Origin of the sequence: Dyella sp., from assembly GCF_035508675.1 — a bacterium.
Taxonomy (GTDB): domain Bacteria; phylum Pseudomonadota; class Gammaproteobacteria; order Xanthomonadales; family Rhodanobacteraceae; genus Dyella_B.
This window is the reverse complement of the sequence record NZ_DATJMN010000056.1, coordinates 1-25,436: the sequence shown is the minus strand read 5'-3', so window position 1 is coordinate 25,436 and position 25,436 is coordinate 1. Positions and strand designations below refer to the sequence as shown.

The 25,436-nt window shown below is 62.7% G+C and carries 19 protein-coding genes and 1 riboswitch; of the genes, 11 read left to right on the top strand and 8 right to left on the bottom strand.

All coding sequences use genetic code 11. The features are described 5' to 3' along the window. Positions 1-53: 53 nt before the first annotated feature. The 5 genes from VMA74_RS03300 (at position 54) to VMA74_RS03280 (ending at position 6,329) form a co-directional block, all read left to right on the top strand. Positions 54-1,394, top strand: a complete 1,341-nt coding sequence (locus tag VMA74_RS03300) for an MFS transporter (protein ID WP_325364778.1) — start codon at positions 54-56, stop codon at positions 1,392-1,394. A 37-nt stretch (positions 1,395-1,431) separates the two neighbouring features. Beyond that, positions 1,432-1,704: a hypothetical protein gene (locus VMA74_RS03295; protein WP_325364777.1), complete on the top strand. Its 273-nt coding sequence runs from the start codon at positions 1,432-1,434 to the stop codon at positions 1,702-1,704. Between the two features lie 85 nt (positions 1,705-1,789). After that, positions 1,790-3,439 carry a multicopper oxidase family protein gene (locus tag VMA74_RS03290; protein WP_325364775.1) on the top strand — a complete coding sequence of 550 codons (1,650 nt, stop codon included), beginning with the start codon at positions 1,790-1,792 and terminating at the stop codon, positions 3,437-3,439. Positions 3,440-3,773: 334 nt separating this feature from the next. Further along, entirely contained in the window at positions 3,774-5,801 is a 2,028-nt protein-coding gene (locus VMA74_RS03285; RefSeq protein ID WP_325364773.1) for an alkaline phosphatase family protein, read from the top strand. Positions 5,802-5,879: 78 nt separating this feature from the next. Continuing rightward, positions 5,880-6,329, top strand: coding sequence for a DUF3617 family protein (locus VMA74_RS03280; protein ID WP_325364771.1), 450 nt, complete (start codon positions 5,880-5,882; stop codon positions 6,327-6,329). A gap of 57 nt (positions 6,330-6,386) precedes the next feature. On the opposite strand, the gene VMA74_RS03275 is transcribed toward VMA74_RS03280, so the two are convergent. The 7 genes from VMA74_RS03275 to VMA74_RS03245 form a co-directional block, all read right to left on the bottom strand. Beyond that, a complete protein-coding gene (locus VMA74_RS03275; RefSeq protein WP_325364769.1) occupies positions 6,387-9,575 on the bottom strand; it encodes an efflux RND transporter permease subunit in 3,189 nt (1,062 codons plus the stop codon). Positions 9,576-9,763: 188 nt separating this feature from the next. After that, positions 9,764-12,946 carry an efflux RND transporter permease subunit gene (locus tag VMA74_RS03270; protein WP_325364767.1) on the bottom strand — a complete coding sequence of 1,061 codons (3,183 nt, stop codon included), beginning with the start codon at positions 12,944-12,946 and terminating at the stop codon, positions 9,764-9,766. 245 nt (positions 12,947-13,191) lie between these two features. Then, positions 13,192-15,087: a TonB-dependent receptor domain-containing protein gene (locus tag VMA74_RS03265; protein WP_325364765.1), complete on the bottom strand. Its 1,896-nt coding sequence runs from the start codon at positions 15,085-15,087 to the stop codon at positions 13,192-13,194. A gap of 134 nt (positions 15,088-15,221) precedes the next feature. Next, positions 15,222-15,449: riboswitch (cobalamin riboswitch) on the bottom strand. A gap of 45 nt (positions 15,450-15,494) precedes the next feature. Then, positions 15,495-15,764: a hypothetical protein gene (locus VMA74_RS03260; protein ID WP_325364763.1), complete on the bottom strand. Its 270-nt coding sequence runs from the start codon at positions 15,762-15,764 to the stop codon at positions 15,495-15,497. Continuing rightward, entirely contained in the window at positions 15,746-16,060 is a 315-nt protein-coding gene (locus tag VMA74_RS03255) for a hypothetical protein (RefSeq protein ID WP_325364761.1), read from the bottom strand. The genes VMA74_RS03260 and VMA74_RS03255 overlap by 19 nt, the downstream gene beginning before the upstream one ends. Beyond that, positions 16,060-16,524: a helix-turn-helix domain-containing protein gene (locus VMA74_RS03250; RefSeq protein ID WP_325364759.1), complete on the bottom strand. Its 465-nt coding sequence runs from the start codon at positions 16,522-16,524 to the stop codon at positions 16,060-16,062. Before VMA74_RS03250 ends, VMA74_RS03255 begins: the two co-directional genes overlap by 1 nt. 186 nt (positions 16,525-16,710) lie before the next feature. After that, positions 16,711-17,463 (bottom strand): GntR family transcriptional regulator, encoded by a 753-nt coding sequence (locus VMA74_RS03245; protein WP_325364757.1) that lies wholly within the window; start codon positions 17,461-17,463, stop codon positions 16,711-16,713. Between the two features lie 273 nt (positions 17,464-17,736). Here VMA74_RS03245 and zwf point away from each other — a divergent pair, with 273 nt between their 5' ends. The 6 genes from zwf to VMA74_RS03215 all read left to right on the top strand — a co-directional run bounded on the left by zwf (position 17,737) and on the right by VMA74_RS03215 (position 24,953). After that, positions 17,737-19,227, top strand: coding sequence for a glucose-6-phosphate dehydrogenase (zwf, locus tag VMA74_RS03240; protein WP_325364755.1), 1,491 nt, complete (start codon positions 17,737-17,739; stop codon positions 19,225-19,227). Beyond that, a complete protein-coding gene (pgl, locus tag VMA74_RS03235; protein ID WP_325364753.1) occupies positions 19,224-19,919 on the top strand; it encodes a 6-phosphogluconolactonase in 696 nt (231 codons plus the stop codon). Before zwf ends, pgl begins: the two co-directional genes overlap by 4 nt. 234 nt (positions 19,920-20,153) lie before the next feature. Beyond that, complete coding sequence (edd, locus tag VMA74_RS03230) at positions 20,154-21,965, top strand: phosphogluconate dehydratase (RefSeq protein WP_325364751.1); 1,812 nt, start codon at positions 20,154-20,156, stop codon at positions 21,963-21,965. 110 nt (positions 21,966-22,075) lie between these two features. After that, positions 22,076-22,720 (top strand): bifunctional 4-hydroxy-2-oxoglutarate aldolase/2-dehydro-3-deoxy-phosphogluconate aldolase, encoded by a 645-nt coding sequence (gene eda / locus VMA74_RS03225; RefSeq protein ID WP_325364749.1) that lies wholly within the window; start codon positions 22,076-22,078, stop codon positions 22,718-22,720. 161 nt (positions 22,721-22,881) lie between these two features. Next, entirely contained in the window at positions 22,882-24,465 is a 1,584-nt protein-coding gene (locus VMA74_RS03220; protein ID WP_325364747.1) for a S10 family peptidase, read from the top strand. Between the two features lie 116 nt (positions 24,466-24,581). Next, positions 24,582-24,953 (top strand): nuclear transport factor 2 family protein, encoded by a 372-nt coding sequence (locus tag VMA74_RS03215; RefSeq protein ID WP_325364745.1) that lies wholly within the window; start codon positions 24,582-24,584, stop codon positions 24,951-24,953. Positions 24,954-25,008: 55 nt separating this feature from the next. Here VMA74_RS03215 and VMA74_RS03210 read toward each other — a convergent pair whose 3' ends face one another. Further along, positions 25,009-25,356: a TfoX/Sxy family protein gene (locus VMA74_RS03210; protein ID WP_325364743.1), complete on the bottom strand. Its 348-nt coding sequence runs from the start codon at positions 25,354-25,356 to the stop codon at positions 25,009-25,011. Between the last annotated feature and the right edge of the window lie 80 nt (positions 25,357-25,436).

Below are 25,436 nucleotides of genomic sequence, written 5' to 3'. Positions count from 1 at the left end.
AACGCATGGCATAAACATTGCTGCTCCCGCAATTCAGTGATGCAGTTCACAAAATGGACGACTGCATCACAGCTTCTGGCCCAAGACCAGTTGTGCAGGGGGGAGATATGCGGCTGTCCGATTCTCGCGCCAATCAGGGAAGTATGCCGGCTTCGCTGCTTGGCTTGCTCGCTTGTGGCCATTGCCTGGCTTTCATCGATCGTTACTTGCCCGCCGTTGCTGCCCCATTGCTAAGGGCAGACTTGGGCTTGTCGGATACGCAGATGGGGGTGCTCGACGGACCCGCATTTGTACTGCTTTATGCCGTGGGCATGCTGGCAAGCTGGCCGCTGGCGCGTTCGCCCTATCGTCTTCGTTTGCTCGCCGGGTGCATTGCCACGTGGATGCTCGGCATGGCCGTGTTCGCGCTGGGGCGCTCATTCGGCGTGTTGGTCGTGGCGCGCGCACTGGTGGGTCTTGGACAAGCGGCCTTCGTCCCGCTTGCCCTGGGACTGATCGTGGACTGTTCGGCCGCGCGCTGGCGCGCCCGCTCCATGGCCCTGTTCACCGCAGCGTCGTTTGCCGGGCACAGTCTTTCGATGCTTCTGGGCGGTGCGACGTTGGCGCTGCTAACGAAGTGGACAGCCGTGCCGGCATCCGCGCACTGGCGCTGGTTGTTCCTCATCATGGCGGCGCCCAACGCCGTATTGATCCTCTGGCTGCTGCGCCGGGAAGAACATCCGTATACGCCGTCGCTGCCGCGCGGCCGCGTTTTCAGCCAGATGCTGGCGGCGTTTCGCGAACGCCCGTGGGTGATGGGCATGTATCTATGCGGTGCCGGTGCCAGCATGCTGGTCATCCAGAGCATCGGCGCATGGGCGCCCTCGGTACTGCATCGCGAACAAGGATTGACGCCAGCGACGGCCGCCCTGGTATTCGGCGCATCGCTGCTGGTCGCGGCGCCGCTGGCGAATTTCATCGCCGGCACGCTGGTCGACAAGCGCAGCGATAAGCTGTCGCCCATGATGATCATGGCTGTGGTGCTGCTGCTGGCCATCCCCGTGTTCTGGTCCATTCCCTGGTCGACGTCGGCGGCGACAGCATGCGCGTTGTTGATGCTCGCCTGGCTGATCGGCGCCATCGCCGCCGTCACCATGCTAGTGGGGTTGCCATCCATGCTAAGCGCCCCGTTGCATGACATGGGTTTGCGCATGTTCCTGACCTTCGTCACCGTGGTGGGCGTAGCGCTTGGGCCGCTGATGGCAGGCGTCGTGAGCGATGGCATGCACATGGGCACGCATGGTTTGTCATGGGGCCTGAGCGAGGTCTGCCTGGGCGCCGCGATCGTGGGCATCGTGACGGCCTTGCTGACGCGCAGCGTTGGACAGCGCGTTGCGATCGAGGTAGCCCGGTGAGCGATCTTTGCTTTCGACAGCGAGGACTACGACACGGATGAAGCGTTTGCGCGCTGCTGCAAGCTCTACGCACGCGGCGCGCACGGGCACGCTGTTCTTCGCCTGGGTGCGCAGTGGGCGCCTGGACCGCATGATCCCGCTTGCGTGCGAATACGGCGGCATTCGCCATCACCGCAGGCAGCGAGTGGCGCACGTGGTCGATACCAGCCAGCCGGCGGAAACCAGCGCAGGAAAGGTCCACCTGATCACGGTGGGTCTGGCGCGCGAAGCCACCCGGGCGGCGACCGGCAACCTTAGGCGGCTGCCATAGTTCTGTCATGCGTGGCTCGTAGTGTCGACAAGATGATTTCCCTAAGCCTCGATCCACATGCCGGGCTGCGTGGCGTGGGCTGCCCATGACGACAACGCGGCGTGATTTTCTGCGTAGCGCCGGTGCGCTTGCCGGTGTCTACGTGCTGGGCGACACATGGCGCATGGCGAAGGCCGCCAGCATGCCGATGGCCATGCCGGCGCGCACCACGGCCGCGACCCTGGCTGCACCTAAGGTGCCGTTGATCAATCCCACGTCGTTGGCGCGATTCGTCGATCCGTTGCCGATTCCGGCCGTGGCGCAGGCGGTGGAACAACGTGCGCATCCGGCTTACCCGGGCCGCATGTTGCCCTATTACCGGGTCGAGCTGCGCGCCTGCAAGGTGCGCCTGCATCGCGACATTCCAGCGACGCGGATGTGGGGCTACAACGGCCAATGTCCGGGTCCGACCATCGCGGCGCGGCGTGGCGAGCCGCTGCTGGTCGAATGGGCGAATGCGCTGCCCTCACGACACTTCCTGCCGATCGACCACACGGTGCATGGAGCAGAAAAAGACAAACCCGACGTGCGTGCAGTCACGCACGTGCATGGCGCACGCGCGCCGGCCAAGTCGGACGGCTTTCCGGATGACTGGTATACACCCGGGCATTCGGCGCTGTATGACTATCCCAACGGACAGGACGCAGCCACGCTGTGGTATCACGATCACGCGATGGGTATTACGCGGCTTAACATCTACGCCGGTTTGTTCGGTGCGTACATCGTGCGTGATGCGGACGAACAGGCGCTCAATTTGCCGTCGGGTAACTACGACATTCCGCTGATACTGTGCGATCGGCTCGTCGCCGAGGATGGACAACTCTACTATCCCGTATCGGATGACCCCAACGCACCGTGGGTGATGCAATGCCTCGGCAATCTCGTGCTGTGCAACGGCAAGGTTTTCCCTTATCTGGACGTCGAGCCGCGGCGCTATCGTTTTCGCGTGATCAACGTGGCCAACACGCGTTTCTTCGATCTGTCGCTATCGCATGATCAAGCCATGCAGCAGGTTGCCAGCGATCAGGGCCTGCTTTCGGCACCTCTGGCGCGCGCGCGCATCGAGTTGTATCCCGCCGAACGCGCGGATGTGGTGATCGACTTTGCCGGCTTCGCCGGCAAATCCCTGCAGCTGCGCCATGAGTCGCAAGGCATCCTGGAGTTTCGCGTTGGTACTGCCGCTCGCCGCGACACATCCGCAGTACCGGCAGTGCTGCGTCCTGTCACGCGCATCGATCCGGCCGCCGCCGCGCACGATCGCATCCTTACGCTCAACGAGAGCGATGATGCCAACGGCAACGCCATGCAGATGCTGCTCGACGGCAAGCGCTGGTCCGATCCCATCACGGAAAATCCGCGCCAGAACAGCCTGGAAACCTGGAGCTTCGTTAACCTGACCGGCGATGCGCATCCGATCCATCTGCACCTGGTGCGGTTCCAGCTGATCGATCGCCGGCCGTTCGACCTGTTTGCCTGGAACGCTCATCGCAAGCTGGTGTTCACCGGTCCGCCGGTGCCGCCGGAACCGCAAGAACTTGGCTGGAAAGATACGGTACGTGCAGATGCCGGCATGGTGACGCGCATCGCCATGCGTTTCGAAGGTGAGCCCGGCCGCTACGTGTGGCATTGCCATTTCCTCGAGCACGAGGACAACGAAATGATGCGGCCGTTCGAGGTGCTGCCGGCGCATTCGTAAATGTTGCGTCAATATCGTGTGCATGCATCACGTTTGTCGCAGCATTGTCATCCGTTCATGACGCGGTGTCGTGTCCTTGCCAACGTGGCGTCACATGACCGGCGCAAACTTCCGGGCGGTCTGTGGGGATTTAAGAGCCTGTTCAAAACCTCAGCGCAGCCCGTATAGCCCCTGAGTGACCGCCATGCGGCTGCGCGCGGCTTGACCGCACGGCCAGTCAGGGGCAATGCGAACCACGCTGAGGTCTTGAACAGGCTCTACATCGCAGCAGACTGTAATCAGGGGGATTACTCGATTGCAGGTTTTCGAAGCAAGCCAGCAGGAGACACCCGTTATGCCCACGAAGTTTGGCCGTACCCGGTTGAAACCCTTTGTCTTTTGCGCGCTCGTCACCAGCCTGGTCGGCGTGGCGAATGCGCAGAATGCCGATCAAACCAATGACGCAGCATTTCGCGCCAGCGTACCTGCCACCGCCATCAAGCCCGTCAGCGGCCAACCCGGCGGTGCCGTCACGCTCTACAGCCCGGATTCTGCCGACGCGAGCAATCGCACACGTACGCCCATCAAGCATGTGATCCTGCTGATCGGTGAAAACCGCACCTTCGATCATGTGTTTGCCACCTACACCCCGCCGAAGGGACAAACGGTTGAAAACCTGCTGTCCGAAGGCATCGTCAATGCCGACGGCACGCCCGGTCCGAACGTGGCCAAAGCCCAGCAATGGCAGGCGAGCCAGACCGGCGACTATGCCAATGCGCCCACGCGCACCAGCCCGTACACCAACCTGCCGCCCATGAACACCGGCGGTGCGCCTACGCAGGCTTATCTTTCTTCCGTGGCTCAGGCAGAAGCGATCGAGCCGGCGCTGGAGTCGAACTATTATCCCTACCTCGCCGAAGGCGGCACCGGCCTGCCGAACGACGTGGTCGACACGCGCTTCCCGACCACGCTGCCGAATGCGCCGGTCGATCTGCATGCATCGATCAGCTACAACGACTACGCCAACAGCCCCGTGCATCGTTTCTTTCAGATGTGGCAGCAGCTCGACTGCAGCGTGAGCTATGCGACCTCGAAAAACCCCAGTGGCTGCCGTGCGGACCTGTTCCCATGGGTGGAGGTGACCATGAGCGCCGGCAACAACGGCAAGACGCAGCCGGCCAACTTCACCGATGAAACCACCGGCGAAGGCTCCACTTCCATGCAGTTCCTCAACATGGCCAAGGGTGATGCGCCGTACTTCAAGCAACTGGCCGAGCAATACACGATCAGCGACAACTTCCATCAATCGGTAATGGGTGGCACCGGCGCCAACCACATCATGCTGGGCTTTGGTGACCTGATCTACTACGCCGACGCGAATGGCCAGCCCGTCGCGCCGCCGTCCAACCAGATCGAAAACCCCAACTCGCAACCCGGGACCAACAACTGGTGGGTGCAGGACGGCTACAGCGGCGGTTCCTACGTGAACTGCGCGGATGAAAGCCAGCCTGGCGTCGGCGTCGTGCGCAAGTATCTCAAGAGCCTGCCGTACGACACCTTCCGCCACGGCGACTGCAAGAAGGGCGCGTACTACCTGGTGAACAACTACAACCCCGGCTACCTGGGCACGGGTACGCCCGCGCCGCTGGGCGCCGACCTGTTCACCGTTCCGCCTACCAAACAGCAAAACCTTGGCTTGCTGCTGTCGCGTCATCACGTCAGCTGGAAGTACTACGGCGAAGGCTGGGATGGCGGCAAGGAAGACGGCGAGGCCGGTACCTTCTGCAACATCTGCGATCCGTTCCTGTATTCCACGCAGATCATGACCAACCCGGCCCTGCGTGCGAATAACCAGGACATCAACAACCTCTACAGCGACATCCAGAACGGCACCTTGCCGGCGGTATCCATCGCCAAACCGGATGGACTGCTGGACGGCCATCCTTCCTCATCCAAGCTTGAGCTGTTCGAAGGTTATGCCCAAAAGATCATCGACATGGTGAAGGCCAATCCCAAGCTATGGGACAACACCGCCGTCATGATCACCTTCGATGAGGGTGGCGGCTACTACGACTCCGGCTACGTGCAGCCGATCGACTTCTTCGGCGACGGCACGCGCATTCCGCTGATCGTGGTGTCGAAGTATTCGCAGGGCGGGCGCGTGGTGCATACGTATGAAGATCACGTGTCCTTCGACAAATTCGTGGAGGCGAACTGGGACCTGGATGAAACCATCTCCCACCGCAGCCGCGACAACCTGCCGAACCCGATCTCGCTGCCGTACAACCCGTATGTGCCGCTCAATGCACCGGCCATCGGCGACCTGATGGACATGTTTAGCTTCCACCGTCATTGGGACGGCGACGCCACCGCGCAAAACTGAGTAAGCTCCAACCCATACCCTGCCTGCCAAGCAGGCAGGGTATGTTTTTTCCACCACGCATGCATGATGATGTGAATGATGAGCCTGCTAGCCCGTTCTACCGGCTATCTAAGCCGCTGGTCCAATCCCGTTGCCGCACTGATGTTGATCGGTGCATCCGCCGCCATCAGCACCGGCGCGCATGCCGATCCTGCGGACTTCCAGGCGATGCCGGGTCTGTGGAAAATCACCCTGCACACGCTCAAGGACGGCAAGGAGCAGGTGAAGTGGAAGTGCTTCTATGAGGGCGCCGATCCTTGGACAACCTTCGCCGACAGCGTCGAGCCGGATGCGAACTGCCAGCGCAGCGGCGAGCATCGCACCAGCACGGCGCTGGCGTGGCAGGTAAGCTGCGGCGCACACCAGGGCACCGCGCGCATTCAACTGGATTCCGCCCAGCATTACGCCGGCAAGGTGATGCAGGATGGCAAGCCGGTGCTGGATATTGAAGGCCAGCGTTTGGCGGGATGCACCGGGCCTGCCGACTAGTACGTCATGTGTGGGTGCTGGGATTTCATCCCAGCCTGCGTCGCTACGTGTTCTCGCCTATCCAACACGTTCCGCTTCCGGTGCAGCGATCGGCTTGCCCAATTGCCGTGAGCGTCGCTTCTCTTCACGCCGCGTCCTACGCGCAGCTTTGCGTACACGCCGATCGTGCTGCCACAGGTAAATTGCTGGCGTGCTGAGCAAGGTCAGCAGTTGCGATACGAACAGTCCGCCAAGGATCGCAATGCCCAGCGGCTGGCGCATTTCCGAGCCGATGCCGAAGCCGATCGCCAGCGGCAGTGCCGCGCCCATCGCTACCAACGTGGTCATGGTGATAGGACGAAAGCGAACCAGCGCCGCTTCGCGAATCGCTTCCGGCGGCGTAAGGCCGCCTTCGCGTTCGGCGACGAGCGCGAAGTCCACCATCAGGATCGCATTCTTCTTCACGATGCCGATCAGCATCAGCACTGCGATCACCGACATCGTGCTGAGTTGTGTGTGGGTGATCAGCATGGCGAGGAAGGCACCCATGCCGGCGGCTGGCAGCGTCGAAAGAATGGTCAGTGGATGGATCAGGCTCTCGTAGAGAATGCCCAGTACGATATACATCGCCAGGATCACGGCCATGAACAGGATCAGCGCATTGGTGGCCGCTTCCAGCAGCTTCTGGTTGTCGCCGGTGTACTGCTTCATCACGCCGGGCGGCAGCTGTGCGGCAAACATGGCCTGGTCGACATACTTCAGGCCATCGGCCTGGCTGACGCCGTCGGCGAGGTTGTAGTTGATAGTCGCCGATTCCAACTGGTTGTAGTGCTCGACGTTGATCGGCTCGATGCGCGGGCGAATATGCACCATCGCCGACAGCGGCACCATCTTGTTGCTGTTGCTGCGTACGTACAGGTTGAGCAGCGTGGCGGGACTGAGCGAATGGGCGTTGTCGGCGATCAGGATGACCTGGTACTGGTTGATGTCGGAATAGATGATGGATGCCGGCGTTTGACCAAACGCATCAGTCAGCGCCTGATCGATTTGCCCGATGTTGACCTGCAGCCGCGATGCCGCATCGCGATCGATTTCCACCAGCTGCTGCTTGCCGATGTTGTCGAAGCTGGTGCTCACGTCCTTGAACTGCTTCATCTTGCGCATCACTTGCGCCAACCGCAGCGTGGGTTGCTGCAGGGGCTGGCTGGTGGTGCTGGTGAGGGCGAAGGCGTACTGGCCCTTCGCCCGGCTGCCGCCGCCGCCATTGAAAAAGCCAAGGCTGGTGACGGCGACATTGACCTCGGTCAGCTTCTTGTACTGTTCATTGAGGCGCTTGATCACCTTGTCCGCTGGATCATGGCGCTGACCGGGACCGTCGCCGCGCGGTTTGAGATCGATGAAGAAAGAAGCCTCGTTGCCGACCGCGCCATTGGTGTTGTTGCCGCCCAGGAACGACGCCACATCGAGCACGGCCGGGTCGGCCAGCATGATGGCTTCCACCGCTTGCGCATGCCTGGCGAGCAGGTCCGGAGAGATGTTGGGGTCGGCCACCATGTCCGCCTGCAGCATGCCGGTGTCGCCTTCGGGCATCAGGGCGCCACCGGCCGTCTTCACCACGGCCATCGCCAGGACGATCGTCAACACCAGCAGAATCAGCGGTTGCCAGCGCATTACGCGCCGATGATGCATGGCCCAATCCAGTCCGCGCTCGTAGATGCGCAGCAGCCAGCGATCCAGCCGCTCCACCGTCCTCTCCAGTTTGCCGGGCGCGCGCCGCGCGCGCGTTTCCTCCAGCAGGAAACGCCCGCACAGGGCTGGTGTGAGCGTGAGCGACACCAAGGCCGAAATCACGATGGTAGCAATCAGCGTGACCGAAAACTCGCGCATCAGCATCACCATCGGGCTGTTGCCGAACACCATCGGCGCGAACACGGCGACCAGCGACAGAGTGATCGAAATCACCGTAAAGCCGATTTCCCGCACGCCGATCAAGGCGGCATCCAGCGGTTTGGCGCCCTGCTCCATGTGACGAAAGATGTTCTCGATCACCACGATCGCATCGTCCACCACGAAACCGATGCACAGCACCAGCGCTATCAGCGACAGCATGTTGAGCGTGAAGCCGAGCGCGTACATGAGCACGAACGCGCCGGCCAGCGACAACGGCACGCTGAACATGGCGATGATGGTCGGGCGCACGCGGCGAAGGAACAGCAACATCACCAGCGCCACCATCACGATGCTGAGCAGCAGGGCGATTTCCACTTCATGCAGCGCAGATTTGGTCGACAGCGTCAGATCGAAAATCGGCGTGATCTGCACGTCGGCCGGCACCAGCTTTTGCAGCTGGGGCAATGCGTCGCGGATGGCTTGCACGACCTGCACCGCGTTGGCATCGGAGCGCTTCTGCACCTGCATGATGACGGCGTGCTGGTGGTTGAACCAGGCCGCCTGGGTCGCGTCCTGCTGGCCGTCGCTGACGGTGGCGACATCGGAAAGATGGACCGGCCTGCCTTTTTGATTGGCGATGACCAGCGACGCGAAATCGGCAGGGGTATGCAAGCCGTCGTTGGCCGACACCGTCATCTGTGTCATGCCGTCGCTCAAAATGCCTTGGGGCGAGGCCACGTTGGCAGCACGCAGCACGTTGGCCACGTCGTTGGCGGTCAAACCCTTGGCGGTGAGCGCATTGCCGTTCAACGCGATGCGCACGGCGTGCGGCGAGCCGCCGATCAACTGCGCCTGCGACACGCCCGTGACCTGTGCCACGGCCGGCAGCATCAATGTATTGGCCAGGTCGTAGAGCTTGTCCGGCGCCATGCTGGTCGAGGTCATGGCGATCAGCAGCACGGGAATCTGCGAGGTATCGTTCTTGAAATACTGCGGCGGCGACAGCGCCATCACGGCAGGCAGATCCGGTGCGGCGGCATTGAGTGCCGCCTGCACGTCGCGCGCGGCCTGGTCTGCGTTGCGCGACATGTCGAACTGGATCTGGATCAGCATGCCACCTGCGTTCGAGTTGGAGGTCATCTGCTGGATGCCGGGAATGCGTGCCAGCTGGCGCTCCAGCGGCGCTGTCACCGTGGATGCCACGGTCTGCGCGTTGGAGCCAGGTAACACGGCAACCACTGCCACGGCAGGAAATTCAATCGACGGAAACGCGGCGATGCCGAGCAGCAGATAGGCGCATAAGCCCGCCAGCACCAGGCCGATCGCAAGCAGCGAGGTACCTGCCGGGCGGCGGATGATCGGCTCGAATAGGTTCATGCCGGCGCTCGCGTGTGCGCACGGCCGTGGCGCGTATAAAAAGTATCCATGCGTACTTCATACGCTGACACGTGTGCGCGCAAATGTGCATGAAGTCGGGCCGTGCCAGAAGGCATGGCGACGCTTGCATGAGACTGTCCATGCAAAAGGCGGCGTTCAACGTCGCCTTATCGCCAAACTCGGCCCGCTCAGTCCAATTCGATCGCCGGTGTCTGCCGCGCCAATTCGCGCTGCCGCCGCTTTTCCGCGCGCCGAGCCTTGCGCGCCTCCTTGCGTAGGCGGCGGTCGTACGACCACAGGTAAATCGCCGGCGTGCTCAGCAGGGTCAGCAACTGCGATACCAGCAAGCCGCCGACGATCGCGATACCGAGCGGCTGGCGCATTTCCGAACCGATGCCAAAGCCGATCGCCAACGGCAGCGCGGCGCCCATCGCCACCAGCGTGGTCATGGTGATGGGCCGAAAGCGCACCAGCGCCGCTTCGCGAATCGCGTCCGGCGGCGAACGGCCGTGTTCGCGCTGCGCCACCAAGGCAAAGTCCACCATCAGGATCGCATTCTTCTTCACGATGCCGATCAACATCAGCACCGCGATGATCGCCATCAGCGACAGTGGCGTTTGTGTCACCAGCATCGCCAGGAACGCGCCCATGCCGGCCGCCGGCAGGGTGGAGAGAATGGTCAGCGGATGGCCGAGACTTTCGTACAGGATGCCGAGCACGATGTACATGGCAACGATCGATGCGAGCAGCAGGATGCCGCCATTGGACTTCGCCTGCTGGAACTGCTGGTTGGCGCCGGTGAAATCCAGCCGCACGCCTGCCGGCATGTGCACCGCAAGCGCCGCCTGCTGCACCAGGTCGATACCGGTGCTCTGCTGTACCTTGGGCTTGAGGTTGTAATTGATGGTCGCCACCTGTTGCTGGTTGTGGTGGCGAATGCCGAGCGGGCTCATATCCGGCACGATGCTGGCCAATGCTGCCAACTGGATCATCTGGCCCTTGCTGTTGCGCACGTACAGGTTGAGCAGCGCGTCGGCGCTCATCGATTCGGAGCTGGATGAGGTGAGCACCACGCGGTACTGGTTGATGTCGGAATAGATCACCGACACCTGGTTCTGCCCGAACGAATTGAGCAGCACCGAGTCGATGTCGCCGATGCTCACGAACAGGCGGCCGGCTTTCTCGCGATCGATCTTGATCTCCTGCTGCTTGCCCACGAGATCGAAATTGCTGCTTACGTCGGTGAGCTGCGGAATGGTGCGCAGCTTGCGTACCAGTTGCAGCGTGATCGGCTGCAGGTCCTGGCCGCCGCTGGTGTCGAGGATCTGGAATTCGTACTGCCCCGCGTTGTCGCCGGCGCCACCGCCATTGAAGAACTGGATCGGGTTGAAGTACGCCTTGATGCCGGCGATCGGCTCGAACTTCTTCTGCAGCCGCTCGATCACCTTCTTGATGTCTTCCTTGCGTTCGCCCGGGCCATCGCCGCGCGGCTTGAGGTCCGCATACATCGACGCCGCATTGCCCACCGCACCGCCGGCATTGTTCTCGGGGCCAAGGACCGTCAGCACGTCGCGCGTGGCAGGATCGTCCTGCAGGATCTTGTTGGCTTGCTGTACGCGTGTCGCCAGCAGCGTCGGCGAAATATTGGCGTCCGCGCGCAACGATGCCGCGAGCTGGCCGGTGTCCTGGTCAGGCATGAAGGTGCCGCCCGCGGTCTTGACGATCGCCATGCCGAGCACGACGGTGAGCACCAGCAGGGTGAGCGGTTGCCAGCGCATCAGGCGGCGATGGTGCATGGCCCAGTCCAGCGCCCGCTCGTAGTGCCCATGCAGCCAGCGGTCGAAACGCTGCAACGCCAGCTCGGCGCGCGAGGCTTGTCCGACATACGCCGCTTCGGGCTTCAGGAAATGGCCGCACAGCGCGGGCGTGAGGGTCAGCGACACGATCGCGGAAATCACCACGGCGGCAGTGAGCGTCACGGAGAATTCGCGCAGCAGCATGACCAGCATGTTGTTGCCGAACAGCAGCGGCGCGAACACGGCGATCAACGACAGCGTGATCGAAATGACGGTGAAGCCGATTTCGCTCACGCCGCGCATGGCCGCATCCAGCGGCGGCTCGCCATGTTCCATGTGGCGGAAGATGTTTTCGATCACCACGATGGCGTCATCCACCACGAAGCCGATGCACAGCACCAGCGCCACCAATGACAAGGTGTTGAGCGTATAGCCCAGCGACCACATCACCACGAAGGCGCCGGCCAGTGACAGCGGCACGCTGAGCGCGGCGATCAGGGTGGGACGCAACCGGCGCAGGAACACCAGCATCACCAGCGACACCAGCACGATGCTGATCAGCAGCGCCACTTCCACTTCGTGCAGCGCGCCCTTGGTGCTTTCGGTGAAATCGAAGATCGGCGTCATCTGCACGTCAGCCGGCAACAGCCGGCGCAAGTCGGGCAGGCGGGCGCGTATTGCCTCGGCCGTGGCCACCGCATTGGCTTCCGGCCGCTTGTTGATTTCCAGGCCGACGGCGCGCATGCCGTTGAACCAAGCGGCCTGGTATTTGTCCTGCTCACCGCTGCTGACCTTGGCCACATCGGACAGGTACACCGGCACGCCCTTGCGATTGGCGATCACCAGCTTGGCGAAGTCTGCCGGTGTATGCAGTGCATCGTTGGCAGTGACCGTCATCTGCGTCTGGCCATCGCTCAGGATGCCTTGCGGCGAGGTCACGTTGGCGGCGATCAGCGCATTGCGGATGTCGTTGGCAGTGAGGCCCTTGGCGGACAGCGCGGCGATATTCACATCCACGCGTACCGCATGCGGCGTGCCGCCGAACACCTGCACCCGCGCCACACCCGGGATCTGCGCAATCGCGGGGCTGAGCAGCGTGTCAGTGAGATCGTAGAGCTTGTCCGGCGCCAGACTGCTGGACGTAATGGCGACGTGAAGGATGGGAATCTGCGAGGTATCGAACTTGAAATATTGCGGCGGGCTCGGCAGCGACGAGGGCAGATCGGGCTGGGCGGCGTTGATCGCGGTCTGTACGTCCTCGGCGATCTTGTCGATGTTGCGGCCGAAGTCGAAGCGCACCATCACGGTAGCGCTGCCCTGGTTGGCATTACCGTACATGTCCTGTACGCCAGGGATGCGGCCAAGATGGCGCTCCAGCGGCGCCAGCACCGTGTTCGCGATGGTCTGTGCGCTGGCGCCCGGCTGAGCGACCGTGACGAAGACACCGGGGAAATCCAGCGTCGGCAAGGCTGCCACCCCCAGCATCAGATAGGCGCAGAAGCCGGCGATGGTCAGCCCGATGGCCAGCAGCGAGGTGCCGATGGGGCGGCGAATGATGGGCGCGAAGATATTCATGGCGTTACCCGCGCCGATGCGTCAGGCAAGCGCAAGCCACGGCCGCAGACATCCCGCGCAGGCCGTGGCGCAAGCAAAAAGAAGGGCACATTCATGGGCACCTTTATGCCTTGGAGGCCAGAAGTGCAAATGTGCCTGAAGTCGGGCCGTGCCGAAAGGCATGGCGTGAATTGGCCAGAGTACGTCCCCTCCCCTGCGGCCGCAGGGGAGGGAGCGCATCGTGGCGACGTTGCTTCAAGGACGACCTACAAGCCGTAGCGCACCGTCAAATACCAGGTGCGCCCCAACTGGTTGTAGTAATACACGGTCTCGTAGTTGTGATCGAACACGTTCGCCAGCTTGGCTTCCACCTGCCAGCCGGGCGCAAAGCTGTAGCTCGCGCGCAGGTCGGTGGTGGCATAGCCGCCCATGCGTTCGGTATTGGCGATGTCGTCATAGCGCTTGCTGGAAGCGAAGAACGTGGCGCCGACATTGAACCGGCCCAGCTTGCGGTCGACGTCGACGCGTGCCGTACGTTGCGCACGCCGCTGCAGCAGCTTGCCGTTGTCTGCACCGCCATCGTTCTTCGGCTGCATCAGCGAGAGGTAGCTCTGCACGCGCCAGTCGTCGAGATTGAAGCCGAATTGGCCTTCCAGGCCGCGGATGCGTGCGCGGCTCAGGTTTTGCGGCACGAAATTCTCGTCCAGCACGATCAGGTCGTTGATGGTGGTCTGGTAGGCGTTGAGGCTCCAGTTCCAGTGCTGCAGCTGCTGCGCGAGGCCGATTTCCGCGCTGCGCGAGGTTTCCGGCTTCAGCTCCGGATTGGCGGTAGGGATGGCGCCAAAAGCCGGGAAATACAGGTCATCGAAGGTGGGCGCATGAAAGGCGCTGCCATAGCTCACCGACAACACCGGACCGTTTTCGAAGTGATAGCCCCACGCCGCCGAACCGGTGTTGTGATTGCCGAACTGATCGTTGTGGTCGTGGCGCACGGCAAGCTGCACTTCGTTCTGGCCGAACGTAGCCTGGTATTGCGCAAAGCTGCCGGTGTCGCCGCGGGAGAGGCGCTGGAAATCGGTGTCGCTGGCGATGTGCTCCTGCTGATAGTCCACGCCCACGGTAAGCAGCTGGTTGGCGGTCAGGGTGATGTCGTTCTGCCATGACGCCTGATTGCGGCGCGAATTGAAATAGCCCGTCGCCATGCGCGGGTAGTACTGGCCGAAATAAGTACCCTGGTAATACGTCGCCAGATCGTCGCGGCTCTGTCCGGCATTGAGCGTGACCTTCCACTGCGACAGCGGCGAGAAGCTCAGGCGTGCGCCGGCCACATATTGCTCTTCCAGGCTGTCGTCGCCGCTATACGGGCTGCCGGCAAATTCCGCGTTGCTCTTGCTGCGCAGCCAATCGAAGGCCAGCTCGGTGCCGTTGTCCCAGCGATAACCGAAATTGGCAAAGCCATTCCAGTTGCGGTAGGCATCGTTGCGCGGGTCATCCACGTAGCAGGCCACGCCCAGCTCCGCGGCTCCAGAGCGGCAATTGGGGATGCCGCCGGTGTAGGTACCTCCAAGGCTGGCGTTGTACCAAAGATGCGCATCGCCGCCAGAAACGCCAGCCTGTCCGTCCACGTAACCATGGCTGCCACCGGTGACGCTTACCGAAGGCGACACGCCGCCGTTCGGCTGCCCATGCCGGGTGAAAATCTGGATCACCCCGCCGATCGCATCGGAGCCATACAAGCTGGCGCGCGGACCGCGCACGATCTCGATGCGATCGATCGCATCGACCGGAATCTGTTCCAGTGCCGGCAGGCCGATGCTTACCGAACCGATGCGCACGCCGTCGATCAGCACCAGCACATGCGTGGCATTGGTGCCGCGCAGATACAGCGAGGTCTGCGCGCCGATGCCGCCGCTGCGCCCGATCGACACACCGGGCAGGCCGGTCAGCAGGTCGGCGACGGAAACCGGTTGCAGCCGGTCGATGTCTTCGCGCGTGATCACGGTGACCGAAGAAAGCGCGTCGTTGGCGGTGATGGCGGTACGCGTGGCGGTGACGATCACCGGTTCCAGCGAACCGTTCTGTTCGGTCGATTGGGCGTAGCTGGCCTGCGATGCAGCCAGTGAAAGCAGCAGGGCGGCTGCAAGCGCGGTCTTGTTCAACACGATGGATGTCCCCTGCCGCACGTCCCCGTGCGGCGCAAGTCATGAAGCGACCAGCATCGGGTGGACGTCGAAGGAACGGGAAGCGGGCAGCGCAGAACGCCGCAGCCCGAAAGCCGTGCCTCGCCCACCGCGAGCGCCAGAACCTGTTCCGGGCCGGTCTCCGGACTTGCGAGTGGCATGCATCAATGCACGCCGCCGAACGATGCCTTCCCATGCTGCTGGCACAGTGGCGTGTGGTTCGTTCGGAAAACTCGCATACCGTTGCGGGGGCAGTGCCGGCCTTGCTGCACGAACAGCGCACCGGCTTCCCGTTTCATCCCCTTGGCGTTGGCCGTGGGGACACCTGGAACGCGCGCAACTGTAGCGGGTGGGGGCGGTCAGGGCAATTCGGCTCGCGGTGCAACGCCCTAAAGCGAGTCGATGAAAGGCTCCAACGCTTTCACGGTGCTGGGCAATTGCAGTTGCAGCAACGTATCGAGCAGTTCGGAGGCGGTGCGGGGTGGATTTTTAAGCCGCTCGCGCTGCGCGCGCACGGCGGCGACCACGGTGGGTGCATGGAGATCGATCAGGTGCGCAATGAATTCGTCAGGGTGCTGCGCTTCGATGCTCTTGGGCGCTAAAAAAGCCGCCGGAAAATGCTTCAAATTGAAGGTTACGATTACGTCAGCTCGACCCATGATCGCAGCGGCAAGCACATGGCGATCGTCTGCATCAGGAAGTTCCAACGCACTTCGATGGTTTCATAGCCTGTAATGAGGCAATCAGGCACCGCCTGGTTCATCAGCGCGCGCGTGCGTGTGAGCTGAGCGGGCGTTAGATCGGGGCGTTTTGCCGCCAGATTCCGTATCCGCTCGTCGTGGATGCGATCGGTCCATCTGGCACGAAACATTCCTGTTCCCGCCAGTTGCATGAGCAGGTCACGCAGCGGCGCCGGATAGAGGACGCACGCGTCGTAAAGTGCGACAAACGCCATCAGTAGCCCATGTCCAGTTCTTGGGCTTGGGCTGCCAATGCGTCCATCGCGGCCTTGCTCTGTGCATCACGCTTTTGTTTGTAGTCCAGGACGTCCTTGGCGTAGAGCCGTCGATGCGTGCCTGTTTTGTGAAATTTGATCTCGCCGCGTTCAATTAATGCCACGAGGTGGGGGCGGGAGACATTCAGGAGGTCCGCCGCCGCCTGAGTGGTGAGTTCGGCATGCAGTGGCATGATGCTTACCCCCCTGCCTTCGGCCATGTTGGTCAGAATGTCGACCAGCATGCGCAAGGCGACGACGGGTACTTCAATCGTTTCGTCACCGTTGTGCACGCGCAAGCGTGCGGTCTCGCCGTCTCCGAGGCAGGCGGCCAGGAGGCGGCTGCTGGTTTTGGCCAATTCGGCTTCGTGGACGGTCGGTGGCGGTACCGAGTCCATGCCGAGACGGTTGCGTGAGGTGGTCATAGCCGAAAATCCCATTCACGTTCAGGTTGTTGCGCTGGATATGCAGGCGCACCTTGGTGGATCCGATGGTGGCATTTATTCGAAATAAACGCAACAAACGAAACATTCAAAACGTGAGTGGACAAATTTCCGGCCGGATGTTCTTGGCGGACCGCCTGGCCTCCACCGGAATGAGAAATGGAGCGATCAATCCGTCTGCAATTCGGCGACGAAATCGTAGATATCCCCGCGATACCACGAGGTGGTGAACTCCACCACACGTCCATCGTCGAGAAATCCACGCCGCTCGATATGCAAGCCTGCGCTGCCCGCGCTCACATGCAGCAGGCGCGCCTGCCGTGCGCCGAGCAACACCGCGCGCAGGCGCTGCAAGGCGCGCACCGGGCGGCAGTTGTACTTCTCCAGCGCCTCGTACAGCGAATCGTGCACCTCGTGCGGATCAGGCAGCACGCTGGCCGGCACCACGCTGCGCTCGATCGCCAGCGGTTCGTCTTCCGCATAGCGCACGCGGTGCAGGCGCGCCACCAGCATGCCGGGGGAAAGATTGAGCGCCATCGATTCCTCCGGCGTCACCTCGCCCACGCTGCGCTCGAAGAATTCGGAACGCGGATGCAGTCCGCGCGCGCGCAGGTCCTCGGTGAAGCTGGTGAGGCGCGACATCGGCTTGATGATGCGTTCGGCCACGAAGGTGCCGGCGCCGTGACGCTGGGTAAGCAGGCCTTCTTCAACCAGCCCTGAAATCGCCTTGCGCACGGTCACGCGGGACAAACCCAGGACCTGCGATAAATCGCGTTCGCTCGGCAGCGTCTGGCCGGGCTCGATGTCGCGATGCTGGATCACGTTGCGAATAGCCCGTCGCAGCCGCAGGTAAGCCAGCGGCTGGTGGGTGGTGGTATCGCGGCTAAGACGCCGGTATTCCTCGGCCAAGGCATTCTGCATAGTTGCGAACCATACCAATGCGTGACCAGTGGTACAACAGGGCCGTGAATTGGGAATCGGCCATCGGAAACCGAGGAGCCCGGCGCCCAAAGCCCCGCCAATTGCGGCGCTTTTACGATTTATGGTTCCCGATTTACGATTTCCGCCCATATGAAAACAATGCATACGATTGCACTGCACAAAAGACTGGTATTGCCTGGTACGGCATTGGTACCATCGGGCTTCCCCGGCGGCCGCATTGTCGCGGCTGCCCGCATTCCATAGAGGTGAGTTGTGACTGCACCCGCGCTACCGGTCGAGCTTTTCGACCTGGTGATTTTCGGCGGCACTGGCGATCTGGCCGTACGCAAATTGCTCCCTGCCCTCTTCCACCGCTTCGTCGACGGCCAGATCCAGCCGGGTAGCCGCATCGTCGGCGTGGCCCGCGAAGGCCTGGATGACGAGGGCTACCGTGCGCAGATCCGCAGCGCGCTCAACGGCGCCGCCGCCAAGCACGGCGACAAGCTCGACGCCTTCCTCAAGCTGGTGCATTACCGCCCGCTCGACGCACGCAAGGACGCCGGCTGGGACGACTTCGCCAAGCTGATGGGCGAATGTCCCGATCACGTGCGCGTGTTCTACCTCTCGACTTCGCCCGACCTGTTCGTGGACATCTGCCAGCGCCTGGGCGGCTACGGCCTCAACCAGGGCCAGTCGCGCGTGGTGCTGGAAAAACCCATCGGCAAGGACCTGGCCAGCGCCAACCGCATCAACGACGACGTCGGCCGCGTGTTCGCCGAATCGCAGACCTTCCGCATCGATCACTACCTCGGCAAGGAAACGGTGCAGAACCTGCTGGCGCTGCGCTTTGGCAACGCCTTGTTCGAGCCGTTGTGGAATGCCGGCCACATCGACCACGTGCAGATCACCGTGGCCGAAACGCTTGGCGTGGAAAAACGAGGCCCGTATTACGACCATGCCGGCGCGCTGCGCGACATGGTGCAGAACCACATGCTGCAGCTGTTGTGCATGGTGGCGATGGAGCCGCCGTCCTCGTTGTCGCCGGATGCGGTGCGCGACGAGAAACTGAAAGTGCTGCATGCGCTCAAGCCGATCAACGAAACCAACGCCTCCCAGCTCACCGTGCGGGGGCAGTACCGTGCGGGTGTGGGCGAAGGGCAGAGCGTGCCCGGCTATATCGACGACTTGAACAGCAGCAGCAAGTCCAAAGTCGATCACTCCAATACCGAAACCTTCGTCGCGCTGAAGGCGGAAATCGCCAACTGGCGCTGGTCCGGCGTGCCGTTCTACCTGCGCACGGGCAAGCGCCTGGCCGAGCGCGTGTCGGAAATCGTGGTGGCGTTCAAGCCGGTACCGCATTCCATCTTTACCGCCTCCGCCGGTCCGCTCGCGCAGAACCGCCTGGTGCTGCGCCTGCAGCCGGATGAAGGCGTGAAGCTGTGGCTCACCATCAAGCACCCCGGCCCGGGCGGTTTGCGCCTGCGCCACGTGCCGCTGGACATGAGCTTTGCCGAAGCCTTCGGCGTGCAGCAGCCCGATGCGTACGAGCGCCTGTTGCTCGACGTGGTGCGCGGCAATCCCACGCTGTTCATGCGTCGCGATGAAGTCGAAGCCGCATGGCGCTGGGCCGATCCGATCCTGGCGGCATGGGCAGCGGCCGGCGAAGCGCCGCGTCCGTACACCTCCGGCACCTGGGGTCCGAGCGCCGCGGTGGCCTTGATCGAGCGCGACGGCCGCACCTGGGACGAGGATTTCGAGCAGTGAGCGAGCAACACATCCTGCATGCGTTCGACGATGGCCCGGCGCTGGCCAAGGCCTTGTCGGCCAGCATCGCAGGCCAGCTGCGCGAGGCGATCGGCGTGCGCGGCGAAGCGTTGATGGCGGTATCCGGCGGCAGCACACCCAAGCTGCTATTCGACGCGTTGTCGAACGAAACACTGGATTGGTCGCGCGTCACCGTCACGCTGGTCGACGAACGCTGGGTGCCGGATACCGACGAACGCTCCAACGCGCGGCTGGTGGAATCGCAGCTACTGCAACGCAAGGCGGCCGACGCCGAATTCGTGCCGTTGTACGTGGAAACGCCGACGCCGGAAGCGGGCATCGGCGAAGTGCGCGCACGCGTGGCGGCGTTGAAGCAGCCGTTCGACGTGATTGTGCTCGGCATGGGGCCGGATGGGCACACCGCTTCGTTCTTCCCTGGCGGCGATCGCTTGAGCGAAGCGCTGGACGTCTCGAACACCGCGCTGGTGCTGCCGATGCGCGCGCCGGGTGCGGGCGAGCCGCGCATCACGTTCACCTTGCCGGTATTGTTGAAAGCGCAGGCGCTGTATCTGCATATCCAGGGCAACGACAAGCGCGATGTATTGGCGCAGGCCGAACAGCCCGGCAGCACGCTGCCGGTTGCCAGCGTGCTGCGGGCGAAGCGGCCATTGGATATCTATTGGTGCCCGTGATGTATCCGACTTGTCGCCATTCGCTCCCTCTCCCCGTCGGGGAGAGGGTTGGGGTGAGGGGTCACAGCTTGCATGCATCTTCCAATACACGAAACGTAGGTTGGGGTGAGCGCACGCTAACCCCAACGTCGCCATGCATAGCATTACGTTGGGGTTCGCATACGCTCACCCCAACCTACGCACGCCATGCACGGACATTGAATCAACGCCGAGCGCGCTCGGCCGGAGCATGAAATGAGTTTGCATCCCGTCGTTGCCGAAGTCACCGAACGCCTGCGCGAACGCAGCCGCGATTCACGCGCTGCCTATCTCGAGCGCATCAACAATGCCGTCATCGATGGCCCGCATCGCGCACGCCTTTCCTGCGGCAACCTCGCGCACGGCTTCGCCGCCTGCAACACGCACGACAAGGCGGCCCTGCGCGAGGGCCACACGCCGAACCTCGCCATCGTGACGGCATACAACGACATGCTCTCGGCGCATCAGCCCTACGAGCGCTATCCGGAATTCATCCGCGAAGTGGCGCGCCAGGCCGGCGTTACCGCACAGGTGGCCGGCGGCGTGCCGGCGATGTGCGATGGCGTCACACAAGGGCGCGCCGGCATGGAGCTGTCGCTGTTTTCGCGCGACCTGATCGCCATGACCACCGCGGTCGCCCTGTCGCACGACATGTTCGATGGCGCGTTGTACCTCGGCATCTGCGACAAGATCGTGCCGGGCCTGCTGATCGGCGCGTTGAGCTTCGGCCACCTGCCGGGCGTGTTCGTACCCAGCGGCCCGATGCCCAGCGGCATCAGCAACGAACAGAAATCGAAAGTGCGCCAGGCCTATACGGAAGGCAAGGCCAGCCGTGACGAGCTGCTGGAAGCGGAGGCCGCTTCCTATCACTCGCCCGGCACCTGCACGTTCTATGGCACGGCCAACTCCAACCAGATGCTGATGGAGATCATGGGCCTGCACTTGCCCGGCTCCAGCTTCGTCGCACCCGATACGCTGTTGCGCGATGCGCTCACCGCCGAAGCCGTGCGCCGTTGCGCGGCCTTGGGCAAGGCGGGCGAGCATGTGCCGATCGGCCATATCGTCGACGAACGCGCCATCGTCAACGGCGTGATCGGCTTGCACGCCACCGGCGGTTCAACCAACCATCTGCTGCACCTGGTGGCGATCGCGCAGGCGGCCGGCATTGCGTTGCGTTGGGAGGATTTCGACGCACTGTCGTCGGTGGTGCCGCTGCTGGCGCGCGTGTACCCGAACGGCTATGCCGACGTGAATCATTTCCACGAAGCCGGCGGCATGGGCTTCCTGATCGATCAATTGCTGAGCGCCGGCCTGTTGCACGGCGATGCGCGCACCATCGCCGGTGGCGATCTTTCCGGCTACGCCACCGTGCCGCAGCTGGACGACGTCGGCCAGCTCGTCTGGAAGCCGGTCTCGAAGGAAAGCGGTAACCGCGGCGTATTGCGCAGCATCAGCGAACCGTTCCGCACTGATGGCGGCTTGCGGATGCTCAACGGCAATCTCGGCCGCTCGGTGATCAAGGTGTCGTCGGTGCCGGAAGATCGCCAGGTGATCGAAGCACCGGCGGTGGTGTTCCATGACCAAGACGACATCAAACACGCTTTCGACCGCGGCGAACTCAATCGCGATTTCGTGGCGGTAGTGCGCTTCCAGGGACCACGTGCCATCGGCATGCCGGAATTGCACAAGCTCACGCCGACACTCGCTGTGTTGCAGGATCGCGGCCACCGCATTGCCCTGGTCACCGATGGCCGCATGTCGGGTGCCAGCGGACGCGTACCGGCGGCCATCCACGTGACGCCGGAAGCGGACGATGGCGGCCCGATCGCAAAAGTGCGCGATGGCGACATCATCCGGCTGGATGCGGTGAAGGGCACGCTCGACGTGCTGGTGGATGCGGCGGAATTCGCTGCGCGCACGCCGGCAGTTGAAGATCTTTCCAGGCACCAGCACGGCATGGGGCGTGAGTTGTTCGGCATCTTCCGGCGTAACGCGGTGACGGCCGACCTAGGCGCCGGCGTGTTTTGATCAAGCCACGTAGGTTGGGGTGAGCGCAGCGAACCCCAACGTATCGACATGCATGGCCGTGTTGGGGTTCGGCTACGCCCCACCACCCACCTACGTTTCTCGGAATAGTTATGAACATCGAAACCAAGCAACAACACGTCGAAGCCACCATGCGCCTGGCGCCGGTGATCCCGGTGGTGATCATCGAAGACGCCAAGCATGCCGTGCCGATGGCGCGCGCGCTGGTGGCTGGCGGCATTCCGGCGATCGAAGTAACCCTGCGCACGCCGGCCGCGCTCGATGCGATCCGTGCCATTGCCGCGGAAGTGGAAGGCGCCGTGGTCGGCGTTGGCACCGTGCTCACCGCGAACGACCTGCATGCCGCGGAAAAAGCCGGCGCGCGCTTTGCGGTTTCACCCGGCATGTCGCCCAAGCTGCTTGCTGCCGCCGACGACAGCGCCCTGCCCTTGCTGCCCGGCATCGCCACCGCCAGCGAAGCGATGGCCTTGCTCGAACGCGGTTATCGCCACCTGAAGTTCTTCCCCGCCGTTCCCGCCGGTGGCGCCAAACTGCTCGGTGCATGGGCCAGCCCGCTGCCACAGATCCGCTTCTGTCCCACCGGCGGCATTTCCGTGGCGACGGCGAAGGATTTTCTCTCGCTGCCCAACGTGCTCTGCGTCGGTGGCTCGTGGCTGACGCCGAGCGACAAGCTGCACGCCGGCGATTGGGCCGCCATCGAAAGGTTGGCGCGCGAAGCCGCAGCACTGCACGGCTGATCGTCGCGCCATCGGCATGCTGGGGTTTCATCCCACTAGCTTGCGCGCCCGGGCCCGCAAGCTCGAATGCTTGGCCGTGGCAAGGGTGACTTCTGGGGCGTGAAACAAGTCGTGCTTGGTGCTTAAGCTGCGGGTCTCATCATGCCGCTCTAGGATTGCCCATGCGCAAGCTTCCGCTCGTCCTCGCCCTGGCCGCGTTGCTGGCCGGTCAAGGCGCCACCGCCGCCGACAAGAAGGACAAGGGACCGGAAGAGCCGAAGCCAGAAGCCGCCTTGCTCCAGCCCCAGGCTTCCGCCACCGAAGGCTCGGTATCCGTCGAAGGCAAGCACATTGCCTATAAGGCCGTCGCCGGCACGCTGGTGCTGCACGGCAAGGGCGACAAGGAAAACGAGCCCACCGTCAGCATGTTCTACGTGGCCTATTTCAAGAAAGGCGCGGAGGCATCCAAGCGGCCCATCACCTTCATCTATAACGGCGGCCCGGGCTCGGCCACGGTATGGCTGCACATGGGCGCGTTCGGGCCGCGCCGCGTCGTCACCAAGGACGATACCCACACGCCGGCCGCGCCGTATCAGCTGGTGAACAACGACTACAGCCTGCTCGATGCCTCCGACCTGGTTTTCATCGACGCACCCGGCGCCGGTTTCAGCCGCCTGATCGCCAACGACCCGGATGCCGCCAAGCGCGCGGAGCAGATGAAGGATCGACGCAAGGACATCTACAGCGTCGATGGCGATGGCCACGCCTTTGCGCAATTCATCACCCAGTTCCTGTCGCGCTATGGGCGCTGGAATTCGCCCAAGTATCTGTTCGGCGAAAGCTACGGCACCACGCGTTCGGCGGTACTGGCCAATGACTTGGAAAACGAAGACAGTGTCGATCTCAACGGCGTGATCCTGCTGTCGCAGATTCTCAGCTTCGACAACGACATCGACGCCGCCAACGACAACCCCGGCAACGACCTGCCCTACGAACTGGCGCTGCCGACCTTTGCCGCCACCGCCTACTATCATCACAAGCTGCCGCAGCAACCGGCTGAACTGGAACCCTTCCTGCAGGAAGTGGAGCAGTTCGCGCTCGGCGATTACGCCCAGGCGTTGATGCAAGGCGCGCGCCTGGACGATGCGCACAAGCAGGCCATTGCCCAGAAGCTGCATCAATACACCGGACTTCCGGTGGCCTATCTGCTCAAGGCCAATCTGCGCGTCAACGGCGGCATGTACGAACACGAACTGCTGAGCGACAGCGACGACACCACCGGCCGCCTGGACACGCGCTTTGCCGGCCCCTCGCTCGATCCGCTCAGCAAGGAGGCCGAATACGACCCGCAGTCTTCCGCCATCAGTTCCGCCTATATCGCTGCCTTCAACGATTACGCGCGCAAGGACCTCAAGTACGGCAAGGACCAGGTCTATCGCGAATTCGCCGACGCCCAGGACTGGAATTTCAAGCACGACGGACACTTCGGTGCCGTCAACGTGATGCCGGACCTGGCCAACGCGATGAAAACCAACCCGGATCTGAAAGTGTTCCTCAACGGCGGCTATTACGATCTGGCCACGCCGTTCTTCGCCGCCGATTACGAAATGCACCATCTGCCGATCCAGTCGACGCTGATGAACAACATCAGCTATGCCTGGTATCCGTCAGGACACATGGTGTATGCGCACGAAGCATCCTTGAAGCTGCTGCATGACAACGTGGCGCGCTTCATCGAGCAGACGGATAACGTCGCGAAGCACTGACGCAAGAGGCGTTTGCCCGCTGGAAACGCAGCGGGCGACGAGCTCATACATCCCATCCCTCGGCCATAGATCATGCAGGTCCGGTATGTTCGCCATGGAGCCCAGGGAGCAACGGCATGCGCGCGCTGATTGATCGCTACATCGACGCCTACAACCGTATGGACGTCGATGCCATGCTCAACACCATGCACAGTGAAGTGATCTTCGAGAATTACACGGCCGGCGTGCTCAGCGTACGCACCGTGGGTGCACCCGAGTTGCGTCACCTGGCCGAAAGCTCCCGCGGCTTGTTTTCCGCGCGCCGTCAAACCATCACGCACTACAGCGAAGCCGAAGGCGTAGCCCGCACGCAGATCCATTTCCAGGGCACCTTCGCCGTCGACCTACCCAATGGCATCCGCGCGGGCCAGAGCATTGCGCTGGATGGCCGCAGCGAATACCGCGAACGCAATGGCCTGCTGATCTACATTGCCGACTACAGCGATTGATCACGCGTTGACACGTGGCAGGCTTGCGCGCGTACGCTTGGTCAAATGGTTTTAATCATTTCCCGCGCTTGCCCTGGGGCTTGGCAGGCTGCTTTGGCTTGGGCGCCGGCATGAGTGAAGCGGTCTCGAGGATCAGGCGCCGGATGACGTCCGAGTCGTCAAGCAGCTCGTCGGCAACGGGGTAATCCTTGGCGCCCGGGTAAGGTGGCCGCTGCGGAAGATCGGGCGCAAGGCTTGCGACGGCGTTGGACGGTTTGATGAAAAGGCTGTTGTCGCAGGCAAATGCGACGACTTTTCCGTCGACGTACAGCGCGTACTCACCGAACATCTTCTTGTACGTGAGCCTGTCGCCGAGGGCGATCTGGTCTACCAGGTATTCGATGTATTCAAGATCGGTAGCCATGCTGCTAGTCGCGGTGAACTGTCTTCCTGATTGTGGATGATATTAGGCGGCATGAGGATGGCAATGTTGGGGTTCGCCCC

Coding starts and splice junctions, on each gene's coding strand:
- VMA74_RS03285 (WP_325364773.1), top strand. CDS start 3,774: ATGCCCACGAAGTTTGGCCGTACCCGGTTGAAACCCTTTGTCTTTTGC.
- VMA74_RS03210 (WP_325364743.1), bottom strand. CDS start 25,356: ATGGCTACCGATCTTGAATACATCGAATACCTGGTAGACCAGATCGCC.
- VMA74_RS03250 (WP_325364759.1), bottom strand. CDS start 16,524: ATGACCACCTCACGCAACCGTCTCGGCATGGACTCGGTACCGCCACCG.
- VMA74_RS03260 (WP_325364763.1), bottom strand. CDS start 15,764: ATGGGTCGAGCTGACGTAATCGTAACCTTCAATTTGAAGCATTTTCCG.
- eda (WP_325364749.1), top strand. CDS start 22,076: ATGAACATCGAAACCAAGCAACAACACGTCGAAGCCACCATGCGCCTG.
- VMA74_RS03300 (WP_325364778.1), top strand. CDS start 54: ATGGACGACTGCATCACAGCTTCTGGCCCAAGACCAGTTGTGCAGGGG.
- VMA74_RS03275 (WP_325364769.1), bottom strand. CDS start 9,575: ATGAACCTATTCGAGCCGATCATCCGCCGCCCGGCAGGTACCTCGCTG.
- VMA74_RS03280 (WP_325364771.1), top strand. CDS start 5,880: ATGAGCCTGCTAGCCCGTTCTACCGGCTATCTAAGCCGCTGGTCCAAT.
- VMA74_RS03255 (WP_325364761.1), bottom strand. CDS start 16,060: ATGGCGTTTGTCGCACTTTACGACGCGTGCGTCCTCTATCCGGCGCCG.
- VMA74_RS03215 (WP_325364745.1), top strand. CDS start 24,582: ATGCGCGCGCTGATTGATCGCTACATCGACGCCTACAACCGTATGGAC.
- VMA74_RS03270 (WP_325364767.1), bottom strand. CDS start 12,946: ATGAATATCTTCGCGCCCATCATTCGCCGCCCCATCGGCACCTCGCTG.
- VMA74_RS03220 (WP_325364747.1), top strand. CDS start 22,882: ATGCGCAAGCTTCCGCTCGTCCTCGCCCTGGCCGCGTTGCTGGCCGGT.
- VMA74_RS03295 (WP_325364777.1), top strand. CDS start 1,432: ATGAAGCGTTTGCGCGCTGCTGCAAGCTCTACGCACGCGGCGCGCACG.
- VMA74_RS03290 (WP_325364775.1), top strand. CDS start 1,790: ATGACGACAACGCGGCGTGATTTTCTGCGTAGCGCCGGTGCGCTTGCC.
- edd (WP_325364751.1), top strand. CDS start 20,154: ATGAGTTTGCATCCCGTCGTTGCCGAAGTCACCGAACGCCTGCGCGAA.
- VMA74_RS03245 (WP_325364757.1), bottom strand. CDS start 17,463: ATGCAGAATGCCTTGGCCGAGGAATACCGGCGTCTTAGCCGCGATACC.